General features: G+C 61.1%; 17 protein-coding genes. 13 read left to right on the top strand and 4 right to left on the bottom strand.

What is annotated here, in order from left to right; all coding sequences use genetic code 11:
* Positions 1–39 precede the first annotated feature (39 nt).
* Positions 40–1,032 (bottom strand): lysylphosphatidylglycerol synthase domain-containing protein, encoded by a 993-nt coding sequence (locus RT91_RS07660; RefSeq protein WP_007424609.1) that lies wholly within the window; start codon positions 1,030–1,032, stop codon positions 40–42.
* A gap of 213 nt (positions 1,033–1,245) precedes the next feature.
* Here RT91_RS07660 and hpnA point away from each other — a divergent pair, with 213 nt between their 5' ends.
* Genes hpnA through hpnE form a run of 5 tightly spaced genes read left to right on the top strand, consistent with a single transcriptional unit; the run spans position 1,246 to position 6,380 of the window.
* A complete protein-coding gene (hpnA, locus tag RT91_RS07655; protein ID WP_050807223.1) occupies positions 1,246–2,322 on the top strand; it encodes a hopanoid-associated sugar epimerase in 1,077 nt (358 codons plus the stop codon).
* A complete protein-coding gene (locus RT91_RS07650) occupies positions 2,319–3,446 on the top strand; it encodes a glycosyltransferase (RefSeq protein WP_007424607.1) in 1,128 nt (375 codons plus the stop codon). Before hpnA ends, RT91_RS07650 begins: the two co-directional genes overlap by 4 nt.
* Entirely contained in the window at positions 3,443–4,279 is an 837-nt protein-coding gene (gene hpnC, locus RT91_RS07645) for a squalene synthase HpnC (protein ID WP_007424606.1), read from the top strand. The genes RT91_RS07650 and hpnC overlap by 4 nt, the downstream gene beginning before the upstream one ends.
* Entirely contained in the window at positions 4,279–5,151 is an 873-nt protein-coding gene (hpnD, locus tag RT91_RS07640; protein WP_035186563.1) for a presqualene diphosphate synthase HpnD, read from the top strand. The genes hpnC and hpnD overlap by 1 nt, the downstream gene beginning before the upstream one ends.
* On the top strand, positions 5,148–6,380 hold the full coding sequence (hpnE, locus tag RT91_RS07635; RefSeq protein WP_035186560.1) for a hydroxysqualene dehydroxylase HpnE: 1,233 nt from the start codon (positions 5,148–5,150) through the stop codon (positions 6,378–6,380). The genes hpnD and hpnE overlap by 4 nt, the downstream gene beginning before the upstream one ends.
* 355 nt (positions 6,381–6,735) lie before the next feature.
* Here hpnE and RT91_RS07630 read toward each other — a convergent pair whose 3' ends face one another.
* Positions 6,736–7,983, bottom strand: a complete 1,248-nt coding sequence (locus RT91_RS07630) for an ROK family transcriptional regulator (RefSeq protein ID WP_035186559.1) — start codon at positions 7,981–7,983, stop codon at positions 6,736–6,738.
* Positions 7,984–8,309: 326 nt separating this feature from the next.
* On the opposite strand from RT91_RS07630, the gene RT91_RS07625 reads away from it, so the two are divergent.
* The gene (locus tag RT91_RS07625) at positions 8,310–9,761 is read left to right on the top strand and encodes a hypothetical protein (protein ID WP_011941289.1); all 1,452 of its coding nucleotides are present in this window, start codon (positions 8,310–8,312) and stop codon (positions 9,759–9,761) included.
* Between the two features lie 93 nt (positions 9,762–9,854).
* On the opposite strand, the gene RT91_RS07620 is transcribed toward RT91_RS07625, so the two are convergent.
* Both RT91_RS07620 and RT91_RS22515 read right to left on the bottom strand, forming a co-directional pair.
* Complete coding sequence (locus RT91_RS07620) at positions 9,855–10,616, bottom strand: flagellar hook assembly protein FlgD (protein WP_007421308.1); 762 nt, start codon at positions 10,614–10,616, stop codon at positions 9,855–9,857.
* 48 nt (positions 10,617–10,664) lie between these two features.
* Positions 10,665–11,204, bottom strand: coding sequence for a flagellar hook-length control protein FliK (locus RT91_RS22515; RefSeq protein ID WP_240314235.1), 540 nt, complete (start codon positions 11,202–11,204; stop codon positions 10,665–10,667).
* An 832-nt stretch (positions 11,205–12,036) separates the two neighbouring features.
* On the opposite strand from RT91_RS22515, the gene RT91_RS22510 reads away from it, so the two are divergent.
* The 7 genes from RT91_RS22510 to RT91_RS20450 form a co-directional block, all read left to right on the top strand.
* Positions 12,037–12,492 (top strand): hypothetical protein, encoded by a 456-nt coding sequence (locus RT91_RS22510; RefSeq protein WP_240314234.1) that lies wholly within the window; start codon positions 12,037–12,039, stop codon positions 12,490–12,492.
* Between the two features lie 132 nt (positions 12,493–12,624).
* Positions 12,625–13,902 carry a flagellar hook protein FlgE gene (gene flgE / locus RT91_RS07610; RefSeq protein WP_011941286.1) on the top strand — a complete coding sequence of 426 codons (1,278 nt, stop codon included), beginning with the start codon at positions 12,625–12,627 and terminating at the stop codon, positions 13,900–13,902.
* A gap of 42 nt (positions 13,903–13,944) precedes the next feature.
* A complete protein-coding gene (gene flgK, locus RT91_RS20460; RefSeq protein ID WP_082468562.1) occupies positions 13,945–15,402 on the top strand; it encodes a flagellar hook-associated protein FlgK in 1,458 nt (485 codons plus the stop codon).
* Entirely contained in the window at positions 15,399–16,460 is a 1,062-nt protein-coding gene (locus tag RT91_RS20455; RefSeq protein ID WP_082468561.1) for a flagellin, read from the top strand. Before flgK ends, RT91_RS20455 begins: the two co-directional genes overlap by 4 nt.
* 95 nt (positions 16,461–16,555) lie before the next feature.
* Positions 16,556–17,440 (top strand): flagellin, encoded by an 885-nt coding sequence (locus RT91_RS07600; RefSeq protein ID WP_011941284.1) that lies wholly within the window; start codon positions 16,556–16,558, stop codon positions 17,438–17,440.
* Positions 17,441–17,511: 71 nt separating this feature from the next.
* Positions 17,512–17,910: a flagellar biosynthesis repressor FlbT gene (locus RT91_RS07595; protein WP_007423973.1), complete on the top strand. Its 399-nt coding sequence runs from the start codon at positions 17,512–17,514 to the stop codon at positions 17,908–17,910.
* Positions 17,911–17,925: 15 nt separating this feature from the next.
* Positions 17,926–18,234 (top strand): flagellar biosynthesis regulator FlaF (locus RT91_RS20450; protein ID WP_152982808.1); only part of this gene is annotated, 309 nt, incomplete at its 3' end.

Here is an 18,234-nt window from a genome sequence, read left to right as displayed (position 1 = left end):
AGAGATGGGGGACCGCCTCAGTGCGGACAAGGCCGCCTGTCAGCCCAGGTCGCCGGAGACGGGCTGAAGCCGGCGCGCCTCGATGCCCTGCCAGGCAAGCAGGACGGGTACAGCGATCAGAAGGTCGCGCGCGCGCCGCAGCAGCGAGACCGAAAGCGCAATGTCGGGCGGAATGCCGAATACGGCGCCGAGCAATGTATAGGCCGCCTCCTGCACGCCGAGTCGGCCGGGAACGAAGAAGCCGGTGGACAGGATCGCGTGCAGAAGTGCCTCGATCGCCAGGGCATCGCGGAGCGAGATATTCTGGCCCAGCGCGCGAAAGGCGACGAAGGAGGCGACGCCGGTGCCGAACCAGCACAGAAGGTGCATCGCGCCGGCGGCGATGAGCCGCCCGCGGCGGGCATAGATCGTATCGAGCGCGGATTGCAGGCGCTGGATCCCGATCGAGGCGGCATCGGCCGATTGCCCGGCGATCCGCATCGCCAGCCCACTGAAAAGGCGGCTCATCCCCTTCTGCATCAGCAGGAAGGACAGGCCGGCGACCAGCGCCATGGCGAGGCCGATGCTCATCGGCAGCACCAGAGCGCTGTCCGGCACCAAGGCTACCAGCAGAATCACGCCGATGCCGACGAAGACGAGTTCGGCAAGGAATTCGAGAGTTACGTCGGCCAGCGTCGAGGCTGCCGCGTCGGCGAAGGCGACCCCACCTAGGGCGATGGCCCGGCCGCCGATCACGAACCCGCCGACATGCGAGAAGGGCAGAAATTCACCGGCCGAGTCGCGCACCATCCGGCCCCAGTAGAGCAGGAGGAAGCTTCCGCCATAGCGGCGGCGCAGCAAAAGCCGCCAGGCCAACGCGAGTCCGGCGATGATCACCATCTGCACGCCGAGATAGGCGATGAAGCCGGGCAGGCTGATCCGTTCGAGCGCGCGAATCACATCGCCCCAGCCGAGCCATGCGATCGTGCCGGTGAAGAGGAGGAGTCCGACCAGCGCGAACACGGCCGGCCAGATGCCGAGACGGCGGATCACGACACGGCGCTCAGCAAGGAGAGACGGGCAGGATAAGATCCTAACACTTGATTTCACTCACTCCGCAAGCCGGAAAAAGGGCGCGGCCTGACACCACTGGTTCGCCCTTAGCAGATCGCGCGGGTCCGGGGTATTGCCATCGCCGGGGGGCCTGCACTTTGCCTCGGCGCCGGCAATCAAGTATGCCCTCGGCAGGATTTTTCCATGGCAGGCATGAGCAGCGATTCTTCTTCTCCGCTCGAGACGGTTGCGCGCCCCATCGCCGACGACCGGCCGGTTCTTGTCACCGGCGCGACCGGCTTCGTCGGCGCCGCCGTGGCCCGAGCGCTGGTCCGGCACGGTTTCAGGCTGCGGCTGATGCACCGCGCTTCGAGCGACATGCGCAATCTCGCGCAACTGCCCGGCGAGCGGGTGGTCGGTGACCTCACCGATCCAAACTCGTTGGCGCAAGCGGTCGAGGGCTGCTCGCACATCTTTCACGTGGCCGCCGATTATCGTCTCTACGTGCCCGATCCGGCGGCGATGCGGGCGGTGAATATCGACGGCACCATTGCCCTGTTCCGCGCGGCACAGGCGGACGGGGCGTGCCGGATGGTCTATACCAGCAGCGTCGCCGCTCTCGGCCTGACTCACGATGGCAGCCCGGCCGACGAGGCGACGCCGCATGCGGCGGCGGATCATGTCGGCCCCTACAAGCGGTCGAAATACGAGGCCGAGTTGGCGGTGAAGAAGCTTGTCGCCGAGGGGTTGGATATCGTCATCGTCAATCCGGCCGCCCCGGTTGGACCAGGCGACATCAAGCCGACGCCGACCGGCCGCATGGTGCTGGACGCCGCTCGCGGCCATATGCCGGCCTATGTCGAGACCGGCATGAACATCGTGCATGTGGATGACGTCGCCGAGGGTCATGTGCTTGCTCTGACGCGGGGACGGCGCGGCGAGAGCTATATTCTCGGTGGCGAGAATCTCATGCTCTCCGAAATCGGGCGAATGATCACACGGCTGGCCGGCAAGCCGCCGCCACGGGTAAAATTGCCGATCGGCCCGCTGATGCCGGTTGCGGCGCTCATGGAAGCCTGGGCGCGGATCTCGGGCCATGAGCCGCTGATGACGCGCGACATGCTGACCATGGCGCGAAAGCGGATGTTCTATTCTTCGGAGAAGGCCGTTCGGGAACTCGGCTATCATGCCCGCCCGGCAGAGGAAGCGATGCGCGATGCGCTCGCCGATTTCTGCCGCCGCGGCCTGCTGCCGAGCCTCGCCTTCGAGCCGGATGGAGCGACCGCATGACCCTGCTTGCCCTGCTCGCGCTGCTGGCTTGGATCTACCTATATCTGCTGCACGGCCAGTTCTGGCAGAGCGGCCCGGAACTCGCCCCGGCGCGGCCGGCAACCGCGGTTCCGGTGGACATCATCGTGCCTGCGCGCGACGAGGCGGAAACGATCGGGGCGGTCGTGCAATCGCTGCTGGCTCAGGATTATGCCGGGCCGTTCCGGGTGATCCTGGTCGACGATGGCAGTACGGATCGCACAGGCGACATCGCGATCCGGGCGGCGAACGGCGATCCGCGCTTTGCCCTGCTGCGCGGCGGCGACAAGCCAGCCGGCTGGTCGGGCAAACTCTGGGCATTGGAGCAGGGAGTGGCGCACGGCGCGGCGCCAGTGCTGCTGTTCACCGATGCCGATATTGTTCACGATCCGCGGCATCTGGCGACGCTGGCCGCGAGGTTGGTGACACCGGAGCGCGGCGCGCGGCTCGACATGGTTTCGGAAATGGTGCGTCTGAACTGCGAAAGCGCCGCCGAACGCGCGCTGGTGCCGGCTTTCGTCTACTTCTTCCAGATGCTCTACCCGTTCGCCCGCGTGAACGATCCGCTCGACGGCACCGCCGCCGCGGCCGGCGGCACGGTGCTGATCCGGCGCGAGGCGCTGGAGCGGGCTGGCGGGCTCGCGGCGATGCACGGCGCGCTGATCGACGACGTCACGCTGGCCGGCCGGGTCAAGCGCGGCGGCGCCGTGTTCCTCGGGCATTCCGGCCTCGCTCGCTCGATCCGCCCCTATCCGCGGCTTGCCGACATCAGGGCGATGATCTCGCGCACTGCCTTTACCCAGCTGCATTATTCCGGGCTGCTGCTCGCGCTCACGCTGGCTGGGCTGGCGGTCGTCTGGCTGGTGCCGCCGCTTGCCCTCGTTTTCGGGCATGAAGTCGCGGCCTTGTGCGGGCTGATTGCCTCGCTGCTCGCGGTGCTGAGCTATCAGCCGACGCTGCGGCGCTACGGACGCGGCTGGTATTGGGGGCTGGCACTACCGCTGATCGCGCTTGTCTATATGGAGGCGACGTTGGCCTCCGCACTGCGCTACTGGCGTGGCACGGGGGCTGCCTGGAAAAGCCGCGATTATGGAGCCGACGCATGAGTGCCGCCGCGAGCATCGAACACGCTTCTGGCAAGGACCGCGGTGACGAGAATTTCCCGGTCGGCTCTTGGCTGATTCGCGCCGGGCTGCGCCGGCACGTGCATGCCTATTACGCGTTCGCGCGCAATGCCGACGACATCGCCGATCATCCCGATCTTGCTCCGGCGGAAAAGATCGCCCGCCTCGATGCAATGGAAGCGGTGCTGGACGGCGACGATCCGACGCGTTCGCCTTCGGCGGCACGGCTTCGCGAGAGCCTGGCGGAGACCAACGTCGATCCGGTCCATGCGCGCGAATTGCTCGTTGCCTTCCGGCAGGATGCGACCAAGACACGCTATGCGAGTTGGGACGAGTTGATGCGCTATTGTCGCTATTCGGCGGCGCCGGTCGGACGTTACGTGCTCGATCTGCACGGCGAGAGCCGCCAGAGTTGGCCTGCCTCCGACGCGCTGTGCGCCAGCCTGCAGGTGCTCAACCACCTTCAGGATTGCGCGAAGGATTTCGACACCCTCGACCGATCCTACATCCCCGGTGACTGGTTGCAGGCGGTCGGGCTCGGGCCGGACGCCGTCACCGCGAAGGCGACCCCGCCGGCACTGCGCTCGGTGTTCGATGCGATGCTGAAAAGGACGGCGGAGTTGAACGCGAAGGCGGCGCGTCTTCCGGGATTCGTGGTCGCCCGCGGGTTGCGGGTGGAGACGGCGATCATCGTTGGCCTCGCCCGCCGGCTGCACCGCCGCCTATTGCGGGAGGACCCGCTGGCCGGGCGCGTGAAGCTGCGCCGTAACGACGCCATCAGCGCCGTACTCGCCGGCCTTCCACGCCTGCTCTGATGTTCATTCCCGCCAACGCCGCGCGCTTCGCCGATGACGCCGCAACCGTCGCCGCCGCGACGCGCGCCGCCGGCACGTCCTTCTATCGCGGCATGAGTGTTCTCCCTGCGCCGCGCCGCACCGCGATGTATGCAATCTACACGTTCTGCCGGATCGTGGACGATATCGCCGACGAAGAGGCGCCGCTTGCGGCGAAGCGCGAAGGGCTCGATGCCTGGCGCCGGCGGATCGACGCGCTGCCCGAAGGCGGTGATGACCCGGTCACCCGCCTGCTGCGCGATGCCTCGCTGCGCTACGCGCTGCGGCGGGAGGATTTCCACGCGATCATCGACGGGATGGAGATGGATGCGGGCAAGCCGATCATCGCGCCCGACATGGCGGTGCTCGATCTTTATTGCGACCGCGTGGCCTCGGCAGTGGGACGCCTGTCGATCCGGGTGTTCGGCGAGGTTTCGGCACAGGGCGACAGGGTGGCACATCATCTCGGCCGGGCGTTGCAACTCACCAACATCCTGCGCGATGTCGGCGAGGATGCGGCGCGGGGGCGAATATATCTCCCGCGCGAGGCGCTGGAGGCTGCCGATGCTGCTGCCAATCCGGCAACGCTGCTGGCCGATCCGGGGCTGAAGCGGGCAATGGCCGAGATCGCCGGGCTGGCCGAGCAACATTTCGCTGAGGCCGCTGCCGCGATGCGCGGCTGCGACCGCCGCGCCGTGCTGCCGGCACGAATGATGGCGGATGCCTATCGGCCGTTGCTGGGGGTGATGCGCGCGGCGGGTTTCGCCCATCCCGAGCGCCGGCCCAGCCTGCCAGCCTGGCGCAAGCTGCGCCTTGCCGCCGAGCTTCTCATCCGGACCGACCGGCACCGATGACCCGCGTCCATGTGATCGGCGCCGGCATGGCCGGGCTGTCCGCCGCGACAACCCTCGCCGCGCGGGGGCGCCGGGTGGTGCTGTACGAGGCGGCGAAATGGGCCGGTGGGCGCTGCCGCTCCTATCACGACGCCGCACTTGGCTGCCGCATCGACAATGGCAACCACCTTCTGCTGTCGGGCAACCGCAGCACGATGGCCTATCTGCGGCGGATCGGCGCCGAGGAAACGCTGACCGGGCCGAGCCGCCCGCTTTTTCCGTTCATCGACCTTATTTCCGGCGATGCCTGGACGCTGCGGCTCAACCGCGGCAGGCTGCCTTGGTGGGTGCTGCGCCGGGATTGGCGCGTGCCTGGCACTGACGCGCTGGACTATCTCGCGCTGCGCCGGCTCGAACGCGCGGCGGTAACAGACACAGTGGCCGGGATGCTTGGCGGATTGGGCACGTTGTATGATCGGCTGCTCGAACCGCTGGCGATCGCGGCGCTCAACACGAAACCGGAGACGGCCTCCGCTGCGCCGCTGGCCGCGGTTGTCCGGGAAAGCCTCGCGCGCGGAGGCGCCGCGACCATACCGCGTATGCCGAAGATCGGGCTTTCGGAGAGCCTTGTCGATCCCGCCCTCGCCTTTCTGCGCGCAAGCGGGGCCGAATTGCGCTTCGGTGCGCGGATCGCCGGACTGACGATGACCGATGCGCGGGTGACCGGCCTGGTCGGCCCCAATGTCGATGAGATCGTCGGGTCCGACGAACGGGTCATCTTGGCCACTCCACCCTGGGTCGCGGCCGAACTGCTGCCCGGCCTCACCGTGCCCGACGCCCACGAGGCGATCATCAACCTGCATTTCCGTGCCGGCATCGATCCGGGGCCGGCCGGCTTCTACGGCCTGATCGGCGGTGCCGCCGAATGGGTGTTCGAGAAACCCGAAGTGGTCTCCGTGACCATCAGCGCGGCGAATGACCGTCTCGAGCAGGAGACCGATCGCCTTGCCGCCGAAGTGTGGTCCGATCTGCGCCGAGGTTTCGGTCTGCCACGCGCCATGCCTCCGTGGCGCGTTGTGAAGGAGAAGCGTGCAACCTTCGCTGCGACACCGGAACAGCTTGCGCGCCGACCGGGCTCAAGCACCCGGCTCGTCAACCTGCGCCTCGCCGGGGACTATACCGCGACCGGCCTGCCCTCGACCATTGAAGGGGCGATCCGATCAGGCGAATCTGCAGCGCAGCATATCTGACGCCATAACTTTCGACATCGCAAAAACTCGAAATCAGATTGCCCGTTGGCCTCTTCCACGCATTGGGCCAACGCCTCATTTCTGGCGGAAAATCAGACATCTGGAACAATCTCGATGCCTTCTTGCAACCTTCAAATTTCCTGCCGCCAGGTTTGGCAAATCTGCAACACTCTTCATTAGTTGCTCGCCAGCCGACGCAATTCTGTCATTTACACTTGACCCACGTGCCTGCACCCGGAAAAACTGCCCAAAATATGTAAGAGTCATGCGGCGCTCGGCTCGGGTGCCGTCAACTGGGAGGCAACTGAACGGCGACATGCTGGGTTTTTGCGTGGCCGGAGAGTCGATCGGGATTTCAGGGCGAAGGCGTGGGGCGCGCGCGATCGAGGCGAACCGGCGGATCATCGAGAAATTGCTGGAGCGCGAGGGCTATGCCGCCCATCGCCGCCGCACTGCCGCTCATCTCGGAGACGACGATCTCGACATCTCTATAGATAGCCGCAAGCGCATTGGCTTCCAGCGTCTCCATCGCCGCGGGCAGCAGGAACGGCGCGAGCTGCGCGAGGCTGCCGCCGAGCACGATACGGCGCGGACTGATAATGTTGATCAGGTTCGCCAAGGCGAGCCCGAGATGACGCCCGGCCTCGGCGAGCACGGCGCGTGCCACGGGGTCGCCAGCCTCGCAGGCCTTGCGGACGGAAGCGACATCTCTCGCCCCGTGGCCTCGGGCGGCGAGATCGCTCAGGATTGCCTTTTCGGATACATAGGCTTCGAAGCAGCCCTGACCACCGCAACCACAGGCACGTCCGCCGGGCACAATCTTCATGTGGCCGATTTCGCCAGCCAGTCCATGAGGGCCGCGGTAAAGCTCACCCATCAAATAGAGCCCGCCGCCGATGCCCGAACGACCCATCACGTAAACGAAATCGGCTATGTCGCGGCTTGCTCCGAAGAGGTGCTCCGCCAAGGCTGCCGCCTTCACGTCGTTCTCGACACGGACCGGCACCTTCAGTTTCTGGGCGAGATTTTCGGCGACATCGAGATCACGCCACCCGATATTGGGCGCGAAGACGATACGCCCGCCGGTCGAGACGAGCGCTGGCATGGCGACTCCCGCGGCAAGAAGCGTGGCGCGCGTGGCGCGCAACGAGCGCAAGGCTGCGGTAACGCCGCTGCGGGCGGCGGCGATTGCAGCCTCTGGCGCCGTGCTGCCGGGCACCGCGAGATCGGCGCAGGCGGTACCGTCGATGGTCGAGATCACGATGCGGATGGCGTCCGGTTCGACGCTGATACCCGCGAGATATCCGGCTCGCGGATCAAGGCTCAGCGCCGTGGTTGGCCGCCCGGCTCGGCCGGTCGGCGCATCAGTGTCGCGCCGAACAATGCCGCCCGATTCAAGATTGTTGATGATGATCGAAATGGTCGCAGGATCGATACCGGAAATCTGCGAAAGCTTCTGCTGCGAGATGCCTGGATTCTGGCGGATCATGTGGAACAGCCGCGCCGAATTGATGCGCCGCACCAGGGCAGAATTCACGCGCGCGCGGGTCATCCGCGCCCCCTCGCCGGCCGAATCATCGCGCCGTCCGAGCCGCGACGCCACCGATATGAATCTTTCTTGACATTGAAAACGCTCCTCTCTAGTGGTTTCTTAAAGAGTAAAAATAATTCGTGCAAGCGAGCTCGGGGCAGCGCGGCACAGAAATCAAACGGGGACGGAACAATGCCGACGTCGGCGACTGAAGCACATCATCCAGTTTGCACAATTTCGCGCGCGACGCAGTTTCCGCGCGTCTTCCACGTGGCGTGGCCCGGCGCGGTCAATGCCCCCGTCTACCCGTTGCAGATGGCGAAGCAGCGGGCAGGATCTGCGCGCAAGGCGCGGATTTCGCCAGCAAAAAAGTCTTTCAACATGGAGGTTCAACCATAATGCGAAACATTAGCAACCAGGCGGGCGACGTCCCGGCCCGGTCTGCGACGCGGAAGCTGCGCCGCGCAGCATGCGCCGCAGGCGTGATCAGCCTTTTCGGCCTCGCACCGCTCGCGCACGCGCAGAGCCTGGGCGACGCACTGCGGCAGACCACCTTCCAGGGCATGATCGGGGCGATTCACTTCGATTATGCAAATAATGGTCACACTTCGAAGAGCACTCACTCCTTCGCGATCGGCGGGCATCTGATTGCCCACACCGGATCGTTCAACGGGTTCAGTGTTGGCCTTGGCGGTTACACGGCGCAGTCGCTCGGCCTCTACAGCAAGAACGACACACACTACGACAGCGAACTGACCGGTTCGTATTTTGGCATCCAGTCGTTCCGGCAGGCTTATCTGCAGTATCAGACGCCGAAAGTGGAAATCCGTTTCGGCCGTCAGCTGATCCAGACGCCCTACGCCAATCAGGACTACTACACGTTCAACCCGCGCGCCTTCATGGGCGTTGCCGGTGTTGTGAACGTGCTTGGCAATGGCTCCGACAAGGTCGATGCAGGCGCGCTGAGTCTCGAAGATAATCCCGCTGCGTTCAGCGTCTTCATGACCCGGATGTTTGATTACGAAAGCCGCTACAGCAGCTCATTTACTGCAGCCAACCGCTACTCCGGCACGAAGCCGACCAACGGCTTTATCGCCATCGGCGCCCGGTATCACGGCGACGTCGGCTCTATGCAGTTGACCGCGCAGGCCTGGTATTATGATTTCTATCAGTACGCGCAGATGGTTTATGGCCAACTCGACGTAGTGCAACCCTTGAGCAATGGCCAGGCCATCTTCGGCGCAGTCCAGGCCCTGACGGAAGGCAATTCCGCTGGAAATTCTAACAATATCGCCGCTCTGACGAATAATAATGTTGGTAGCGTCAATGCACATGTCTATGGTGCAAAATTAGGATATTCCTTCGGCGATGGTAGCATTGCGCTGGTTGGCGACTACGCGCCGACCGAGTACAATTCGTTCCATCATGGCGGTGTTGTGCACCCGTACAACGATAATACCGGCACTTCCTTTACAGATACCATGCAAACCGGCATCGCGAATCTGGGGCCAGGCTATGCATATGGTGTGACGACGAGCTACGCTTTCCTCAACAAGAAGCTGAAGGTTGACGTCTCGTACATTCGCTACCTTGCACGCTATGGGTTCGGCGGCGACTCCAGAAACTATACGTATGGTGGCGCTTACGGTTTCTCGAGCACGAACTATATCCCGAACCAGCAACTTTGGGCACTTGATGCTAGCGCATCGTATGATCTCTCATCGGTGCTGAAAGGGCTCTCGGTCGCCGAGGATACCGATATAGCGCAAGCAGAAAACCGGGCTGGCTACACGCAATACAATCATAATCCCTATTTCAGCAGCCGCTTCTATCTCGAATATAACTTCTGAGACAGCCGGCCACTAAAAATGCGCGCCCTGGCATCGTGCCCGGGCGCGCTTCTTTTTGTGCGTCGATCCTCAGCCGTAAGCGCCGGCCGACCGTTACTTTGTGACGTTGGTAACCGCGGTGAAAGGTACCGAAACGCCGCCCATCTGGAGAGAGACGCTGTTCGACCCGCTGGTGACACCGGTCGCGGTTCCGGTGACCGTGAACGGCAGGGTCGTCGTGCTGCCATTCGCGCCTCCTTCGACCACCGCAACCTTGTAGGCACCGTCCGGCACCGTAGTGCCGCTTGCATCCTTGCCATTCCAGGTCCAGGAATTGCTGCCGGCTGTCGCGTTCATCGACGTATCGAGAATCTGTTGCCCCGCACCGTTATACACCGCGATGGCGACCGGCCCCGAAGTCGGCGCGGTGAAATTGAGCGTCCCGGTTCCGTTCTGCAGCGGCAACTGGCTCGATGTAGCGGTCACCTTGCTTCCCAGCATTGAACTCGCCTGGGTCAGGTCGCCGGCCTGGGTCAGCTGCAATAGCTGAGTCAGGCTCTGGTTCGTGCTGATCTGCTGTTCGACCTGAGAGAACTGTACGAGTTCCGAGGTGAACTGGCTTGAACTCATCGGACTGGTTGGATCCTGGTTCTGCAACTGGGTCGTGAGCATGGTCAGGAAGTCATTGTAGTTCGACGACAGGGCGCCGAGCGCGCTCGTCGTGGAATTGCCACTCGTGCCGGATGTGCTGCTCGTGCCAGACGCACCACTCGTACCGCTTGATGACGTCGACGAGCCGATGCCTGCAGCGGCGGCATTCGCGGCTGCCGTGAGCTGACTCTGCTGATAGGCAACTGATGCGACGCTGCTGGTCATGAAGATCTCCTTTTGGATTGAATTCGGCGCTGCAAATGAAGATTTGGGTCAGGCCACGACGTTCACGCCGAAGCGACGCAACGTCACGGCCGGAACGGATGATACCGTGTCCACGGCTGATGCAATGCCCGCTGCGGCAGCGGGACTCCGTACGTAGACGGGCAACCGGCCACTTCCCTCGCTACCCGATGAACCACCGTTAGGCCCGCCTCCGGCAAGGGAGAAGCCACCACCAAATCCGTTCGCACCGGCGCCAACGCTAGCCTGATGCGAACCAGAAGCGTCTGCGTGCGGCGCAATCAGGTCGAACGTAACTGTTCGATGGGTGTCCGGCAGACCGGCCTGCGTCAGGACCTGATTTAGAGTATTCCGATCGTTCTGCAGTTGCTGGAGGGTGTCAGCATGCGATGCGCCGATCGCAACAGTCAAACTCCCATCAGCATGGCGATCGATCTGAAGCGTCACGGTTCCGATGGCAGGGGGCGCCAAAGCGATGGTGAGACGTGTGCCTGGCGTCGCGCTTGAGCTGCCCTGAGGCGGCTGGATCTGGCTGACGCCGACCAACGCGGCCGCGATCTGTCCGGACACGGAATTCGAAGAGGCGCTACTGGCCGCACCATTCGTCTCCCCTCCCCCTGGAAGGGCCGGAACTGCAGATGACGAGACATTCACCACTGGAGCCGGTCCTGCCGACGACATTGCCGGTTGAACCTGTCTTGCGACCGTCGAATTGGCTGATGTCGCAGATATCCGTGTCTCGGCACTCGCATGAGCGGTCGCGGATGATGACGGACCGGCAGCAGCCGTGTGGTGGGCCTGCCCGCCTGCCGCCGATTGGAGACGGCCGATCGCCTCACGGGCCAGGGAGTCGATTGTTGAATGGGGGACGCCCGAGGTCGTGCTTCCTGAAGATGCCGCCTGTTGAGACGACGACCCGGTAGTGGCTGACCCGGGCGAGCCTGCGGAACCCTCAACAGGGACCGACTGTGCCTTGGCGTCGGTAGCCGGTGTCACTTGCCTCGCCAAACCGGGTACCACGGACGCATGAGAGTCAGACTGTGGAGCAATATCGGCGACCTGATGCGAAGACAATGCTTGGACGGCCAACGCGGCGGAGGCCTGAGCCGGTAGGCCCGCTGATACGGGCGGTGGCTGCGAGGTCTGCACAGCCTGCGCCTGCTGCGCCTGCTGCGCCTGCTGCGCCTGGCCCGAAGAGGGCGCCGCGGTGGCCCGGGCAAGATCATGATGGCCGCTCTTATTCGCCGCCTTGCCGTGTTCCGTAGAGACAGGAGCCATGCCCTGCGCATTGGCATAAGCAGCGCCCGGCGGTGAGGCCGTCCGATCGCGCATCAGGGCGGCGGATGACGTTCCATTACTGTTGCCATGATGAGCATGTGGATCGGACGCAGATTTCGCGTCCGTGGTCGAGCTTGGTGACTGGGACGCATTTCCCGCCGCGTGCTGGGACGATGATGCCGATGCGCCGGCGAGAGCCGCGCTAAACGAGCCTGAAGCGGCCTTACCGGCACCGCAATCCGCACTCCCCTGCCCCGCGCTTATGGTGCGAGTACCTGAAACACTCGCGGGCCCGGACGAATCCGACGTCGGCACGGCGCTTGTCGACGCCGACGCTGCAGTTCCGCATCCTGAAGTCGCGCCGGCGGCTGCGCTCGCAGTCGACGTAGCCGGCACGGCGGAAATGGCGGTTCCAATGCTCATGCCGCCCCACATGCAAGATATCGGCCAAACAAAAATACGCGACGAAAGGCGGCTGGCGCTGCATTCTCGGAGGCAAGCCGGCAAAATTTGCAGGGCTGTATCCATGAAACCCGGCCGATTCTGCCGGGTAGGCAATTTCAACTATGGGACCGAATGACTGCAAAACTCAGTTCCCACACTTGGCACGCTTCGTGCAGGACGGTCAGCGAACGGATGCAGCCCGTTGCGGCACAAGACATGTGCGATAGTGCCACGGGCAAGCCCCCAACCCTATGGAGCTGAGGACAGGATGTCGATTTTCGGTGCTTTGGATACTTCGGTCAGCGGCCTTCAGGCCCAGTCCAGCGCGTTCACCAATATCAGTGATAACATCGCGAACTCCCAGACCATCGGCTACAAGGGCGTCAATACTCACTTCACCAACTACCTTGTTCAGAGTACGGCCTCCAATAATGGACCCGATTCCGTTGTTGCCAATCCCGAATACACAAATACGGTTGAGGGGACGATAACGCAGTCGAGCAATCCACTCTCTCTGGCAATAAACGGCAATGGATACTTCAACGTCAGTCTCCCCGGTCCGACCACAACCACGGCTGGAAAGACAACGCAGACATTCGACGCTCAGCAATATTACACTCGCGCAGGCGATTTTACCCTGAATTCATCCGGATACCTTGTAAACGGCGCCGGCGCCTATCTTGACGGGTGGTCCGTCAACCCGACGACAGGCACCGTCAACACTTCGTCGCTCGCACCGATCCAGGTTTCGCAGGGGGCGTCTCCGCCGGTTCCGACCTCCAATGTTACACTTTCGGCGACGTTGCCAACCACACCGAGTTCGACCCCCGTCACCACTCAGGTTGATGTCTACGACTCGCTTGGCAACATGCAGCCACTCAACCTAAGCTGGTCTCCGGTCACTGGTTCGGCAAATACGTGGACACTGAACGTCTCCTCACCGAACGCGACACCCTCGACGGTGGGTTCCGCAACTATGGCTTTCAATACGAACGGAACGCTGAGTTCGATCACAGCGGGCACTGGGACAACGTCCCCTGCTGCCGGGCAACTACAGATCTCGCCGAGCTATAATGGCAGCGCGCAACCCATCACGCTGGATTTTGGAGCCCCCGGGAGCACCGCCGGCCTCACCCAATACGCCGGCACGAGTCTGAATCTCCAGGGCGTAAGCCAGAATGGCTCACCTTCCGGTGCATTCAGCAACCTGTCGATCGACACACAAGGCAATATCACCGCAAACTATACAAACGGCTTCTCCAAACAGATTGCCCAGATTCCCCTCGCCTCCTTCGCGTCACCCGACGCGCTGCAAAACAAGAGCGGACAGATCGAGACGGCCACCCAAGCCTCCGGAGCCGCGACAATCAATGCAGTAGGTGGCAGCGGAGGCGCTCTGGTCACCGGCTCCGTCGAGAACTCAAACGTCGACATCGCCACACAGTTTACCGATCTAATCAACGCCCAACAGGCATATACGGCAAATACCAAGGTCGTCACCGCTGCACAGCAGATCCTCACGACCACTGTGAATATGGTTCAGTAACAATTTACCCTTCCGTAATTTTTTCACGGGATCATACAACGCATGAGTGTGGGCACGGGACTCGCGATCGCAAGCAGCGGCCTAAGTGCGATCGATCAGCAATTGGCCGTAGTTTCGCAAAACATTGCGAACGCGAATACGTCCGGCTATTCAGTTGAAACCGCAAATCTGTCCGCCGCGACAGCGGGCGGCCAAGGTTCCGGCGTGATCAGCGCGCCGGCGACCCGTCAGGTCAACACCAGCATACAGACACAGGTCAACAACTCGATCGCTCAGCAATCATATCAAGCCGTCATATCAACGACACTATCGGGCATTGATCAGGTAATGGGCATGCCAGGTCAAGGCAACGACCTGCCAAGCCTGCTCGCCAATGTCCAGTCTGGCTTCCAGACCTTGATGACCGACCCATCGAATGTCGTACAGCAGAACACGGTCGTAAGTGCAGCAAAGACACTGACGGGGCAGATCAACTCAATTGCCAGTACCTTGCAATCGGCTGGCCAATCTGCGGCAAGTACGATTACAGCAGATATCAAGAAACTGAATTCGACTCTCGGCACGATTGGGTCGCTGAATGCGCAGATCGTCAATCTTGCGCAGCAGAACAAAAGTACAGCCGACCTAGCAAATCAGCGTGACGCAGCCATCCAAACTATCGCATCGCTCACCGGCGCCAAAGCACTTACGCAGACGAACGGCTCCATAGCCCTGTTCACGGCGAACGGAATACAATTGCCACTTAATGGGTCATCACCGATCACGGCAACCACCACAACAAATAACACGTCGTATTCGATTGGCGGAACCCCAGTTACTTTTGGCGGCGAGTTGGGCGGCGCGCAGCAACTTATTAACGCCACACTCCCACAAATCCAAGCTGGACTAGATTCATTCTCACAGGCATTGTCGAGTCGGTTCGCTGGAGCAGGCCTCAGCTTGTTTACAGACCCTATTGGCAATGTGCCAATGGCCGCAACAAAAGGTCTTTCTGCGGTAATTACAGTAAATCCAGCAGTCATTTCAAATCCCGCCCTGGTCCGAGATGGTAATGTTACCGTCACGAACGCCTCCGGAACGCCAATTCCACCGAATCCTGCCGGTGGCCCTGCTGGCTACACGGCATTGATCCAAAATGTACTGAACTCCGCGTTCGGCACAACCACAGTGGGTGGGAGCGCTCAACCTCCTGCAATCACTGCTTACACCGACGCAACCGGCACCGTGTCCCTTCCCTACTCCGGGTCTGGGTCGCTGTCGGCAATCGCGACCAACTTCACGGCAAATGAAGCCTCGATAAGCAGCGCTGCTCAGACCCAGGTTTCAAATGTCGGCAACTTGGTTACCGCACTCAAGGCTCAAGCCTCCTCAACCAGTGGCGTCAATATCGACCAACAGATGAGTCTTCTTGTCACACTACAAAACGCATACGCCGCAAACGCAAAGACAGTGACGATTGCACAGCAAATGTGGCAAGCCGTCCAAGCGATGGTCCAATGAGCACATCAATTGCCAGCCTATCCACTGGCAACTTCGGTCTAATCCAGCAACTGGCAGCAGATTCGAGCATAACAAGTCAGAAACTGGCGCAACTAACCATACAATCGCAGACAGGATATGTCGCAACGACGTATGCTGGTCTCGAAACTGCTCAGCCCGGATCCGCCGGCCAAACGCTCATCTTGAACTCGTCAATCGCCACGCTTAACAATACAATTTCAAACTTGAAAGTTGCACAGGGCCAGATGGGCGTGCAACAGAATGCAATACAGACGATCAGCGATATTGCATCCAAAGCGTTAACGCAGTTCGAAGGTGTCAACTCCCTAAGTGGGAGCGCATTGAGTACGGCAGCAGCCACAGCGCGTAGCGCGGTCACGCAGATCGCTAGCCTTCTCAATAGTCAGGATGGAACTCGATACATCTTCTCAGGTCAGGACAGTACTGTTCCGCCTGTGCCGAATGCAACCAGTTTCACGAGTGCCGCGTTCTATGTCAGCATTCAGAGCGCTACCAACAGCCTTTCGGTCTCTGGAGTGTTCGCGGCGGCAAGTAACAGTACGAACAGCCCATTCTCAAGCACTCTTGCTAGTAATCCTGGCGTCCCAAGTGTTCTGGGTGCCGGGGGAGTCCCGATTACAACCGGTATCGCCGCAAATGCCAATCAGTTCATCGGTCCTAGCGTGGGAACGAATACTACCGGATCTTATATGACGGATATTCTGGCCACTCTTTCGGCTATCGGCAGCCTGCAGCCTGGGCAACTTTCAAATTCGGGCTTCACAAATTTCGCCAATGCGATCTCAACCAGCCTCGGTAACGCAATCAATACAATGGCACAGGACGCCGGCGCTCTGGGAAACAACCAGGCACTGGTGAATACGCAAATCACAGATCTCCAGCAGACGTCAAACGCATTCACCAACCAGGTTGCCGGGTTCGATCAAGTCGATATGACCAAGACCCTTTCCCAGTTGTCCGCCACCCAAACGCAACTCCAGGCTTCGTACCAGCTTATCGCCGCGGTGAAGACAATGAGCCTTACCCAATATATCTGAGGCGGACTTCATCTGGCGTTAACGACTTCGACGTAAAATACGTCTTCTCCGCAAAACGCGGACCACAGACTAAATTATAGCCAAGGATACAAAGCATGTCCGGCGTTGTTAGCTCGATCATCACCAACTCGGCCGCGATGGTCGGCGTTGAAACTCTCAACTCGATCAATACTTCTCTGAACAACGTTCAGAACCAGATCTCCACTGGCTACTCTGTCAGCAGCGCGGTTGACAATGGTGCTGCTTTCGCTGTTGCCCAGTCGGTTCGCACAAATATGGCGGGCCTCACTGCCGCGAACCAGCAGCTCGGCGATACCCAGGGACTTCTTGCAACCACTAACACGGCACTGACCAATATCTCCAATCTTATGCAGAGCATGGATGCGACACTGGTCAATCTGTCGAGCTCAACGATTTCTACAAGCCAGAAGTCCCAGTACGTTGCGCAGTTTTCGTCGCAACTTCAGAATTTACAATACTACATCAAAGGCGCGAGCTATAATGGTAAGGCGCTGATCGGTGCTTCGTCGGGCACCCTGGCCAGTTCGTCATCTTCGTTTACGAGCAAGGCCCTGCAAGTCTCTTCGGATGCCTCCGGCGGGCAGATTAAAATTGCAGCACAGAGCATGACAACTGTTTATCTTGCTCTAAGCAAGATTGGAACGTCGCTTGGCACGGCCTCCGCAGGTTCCACCACAATTACAAACTGGATGACTGCTGGTGGTACATTCAGTACCCAGGTTTCCAATGTCGGTTCGTATCTTAACACCTACGGTAACCTGACCAACCAGGTTGATGCGCAGATAACCTATAACCAGAACAAAATGGACGCGCTCAGCAATGGCCTCGGCGCGCTCGTTGATGCCAATATGGCGGCGGAGTCCGCAAAGTTGCAGTCGCTACAGATCCAGCAGCAGTTGGCAACATCTGCCCTCTCCATAGCGAACCAGCAGCCGTCGATCCTCACCAAGCTGATCTGATTCATCCGCCGTAACCCGGCCTGCTTCAATAGCAGGCCGGGCCTACTAGTCGCGTTACGAAGGATAAATATATGTCGGTTCTGGTGCTGGAGCTTCGCCAAGGCGATATCATGATACTCAACGGCGCACCGATCCGGTTCCGCACGAAGTCACGCATCGAGTTGACGGCGAAGGCACGCTTCATGTTCGGCAAACAAATACTGCGGCCAGACGAGGTCAACACGCCTGCGAAGCAGATCTATTTTGCTCTCCAGACGGCCTATATCGGAACGGACGAAGAACGCCAATCCGCGCTAGTCCGTGCCCGCGAACTGATAGAGCAGTTCAAGGAAGCGACAACTTCGGCGCTCGCCCGCGAGATCCTCGACCGAGCGCTGGAATGTGCAAAATCGGATGATTGTTATGAAGCCCTTAAGCTTTCGCGGCGAATTATGCGCCACGAAGCAGCCGTTCTGCAGTCATGTCAGTGATCAAAAGGATCGTAAATGTCTCATTCAGCAAAGGCCTTCAAAGCCTATGAATCCGCCAATCAACTGCGAGGTCAGCGTGAGCAGGATGCCGAAGTGTTCCGCACTGTCAGTTCTATGCTCCGTGCGGCCGACGATGATCTGAGTCGTACACGAGCACTGGCAACTGCCCGCAGGCTCTGGCAGACGATTCTCGCTACAAATCTCGATCCACTCAATCCGTTGCCGGCACCACTTCGGGCGCAGATCGTTTCTGTTGCGAATAACATTCTTCAGCAGACAAATGATCAAAGTCCCGACCTTGAAGTGATCGCGATAATCGGCGAC

This window comes from Acidiphilium sp. JA12-A1 (genome assembly GCF_000724705.2).
Lineage (GTDB): Bacteria > Pseudomonadota > Alphaproteobacteria > Acetobacterales > Acetobacteraceae > Acidiphilium > Acidiphilium multivorum.
This window is presented reverse-complemented; position numbering and strand designations above follow the sequence as displayed.

What these genes read in the sequence shown, in the direction of transcription:
- hpnA (WP_050807223.1), top strand. Translation starts at nt 1,246, where the DNA reads ATGAGCAGCGATTCTTCTTCTCCGCTCGAGACGGTTGCGCGCCCCATC.
- RT91_RS07650 (WP_007424607.1), top strand. Translation starts at nt 2,319, where the DNA reads ATGACCCTGCTTGCCCTGCTCGCGCTGCTGGCTTGGATCTACCTATAT.
- hpnC (WP_007424606.1), top strand. Translation starts at nt 3,443, where the DNA reads ATGAGTGCCGCCGCGAGCATCGAACACGCTTCTGGCAAGGACCGCGGT.
- hpnD (WP_035186563.1), top strand. Translation starts at nt 4,279, where the DNA reads ATGTTCATTCCCGCCAACGCCGCGCGCTTCGCCGATGACGCCGCAACC.
- hpnE (WP_035186560.1), top strand. Translation starts at nt 5,148, where the DNA reads ATGACCCGCGTCCATGTGATCGGCGCCGGCATGGCCGGGCTGTCCGCC.
- RT91_RS07625 (WP_011941289.1), top strand. Translation starts at nt 8,310, where the DNA reads ATGCGAAACATTAGCAACCAGGCGGGCGACGTCCCGGCCCGGTCTGCG.
- RT91_RS07620 (WP_007421308.1), bottom strand. Translation starts at nt 10,616, where the DNA reads ATGACCAGCAGCGTCGCATCAGTTGCCTATCAGCAGAGTCAGCTCACG.
- flgE (WP_011941286.1), top strand. Translation starts at nt 12,625, where the DNA reads ATGTCGATTTTCGGTGCTTTGGATACTTCGGTCAGCGGCCTTCAGGCC.
- flgK (WP_082468562.1), top strand. Translation starts at nt 13,945, where the DNA reads ATGAGTGTGGGCACGGGACTCGCGATCGCAAGCAGCGGCCTAAGTGCG.
- RT91_RS20455 (WP_082468561.1), top strand. Translation starts at nt 15,399, where the DNA reads ATGAGCACATCAATTGCCAGCCTATCCACTGGCAACTTCGGTCTAATC.
- RT91_RS07600 (WP_011941284.1), top strand. Translation starts at nt 16,556, where the DNA reads ATGTCCGGCGTTGTTAGCTCGATCATCACCAACTCGGCCGCGATGGTC.
- RT91_RS07595 (WP_007423973.1), top strand. Translation starts at nt 17,512, where the DNA reads ATGTCGGTTCTGGTGCTGGAGCTTCGCCAAGGCGATATCATGATACTC.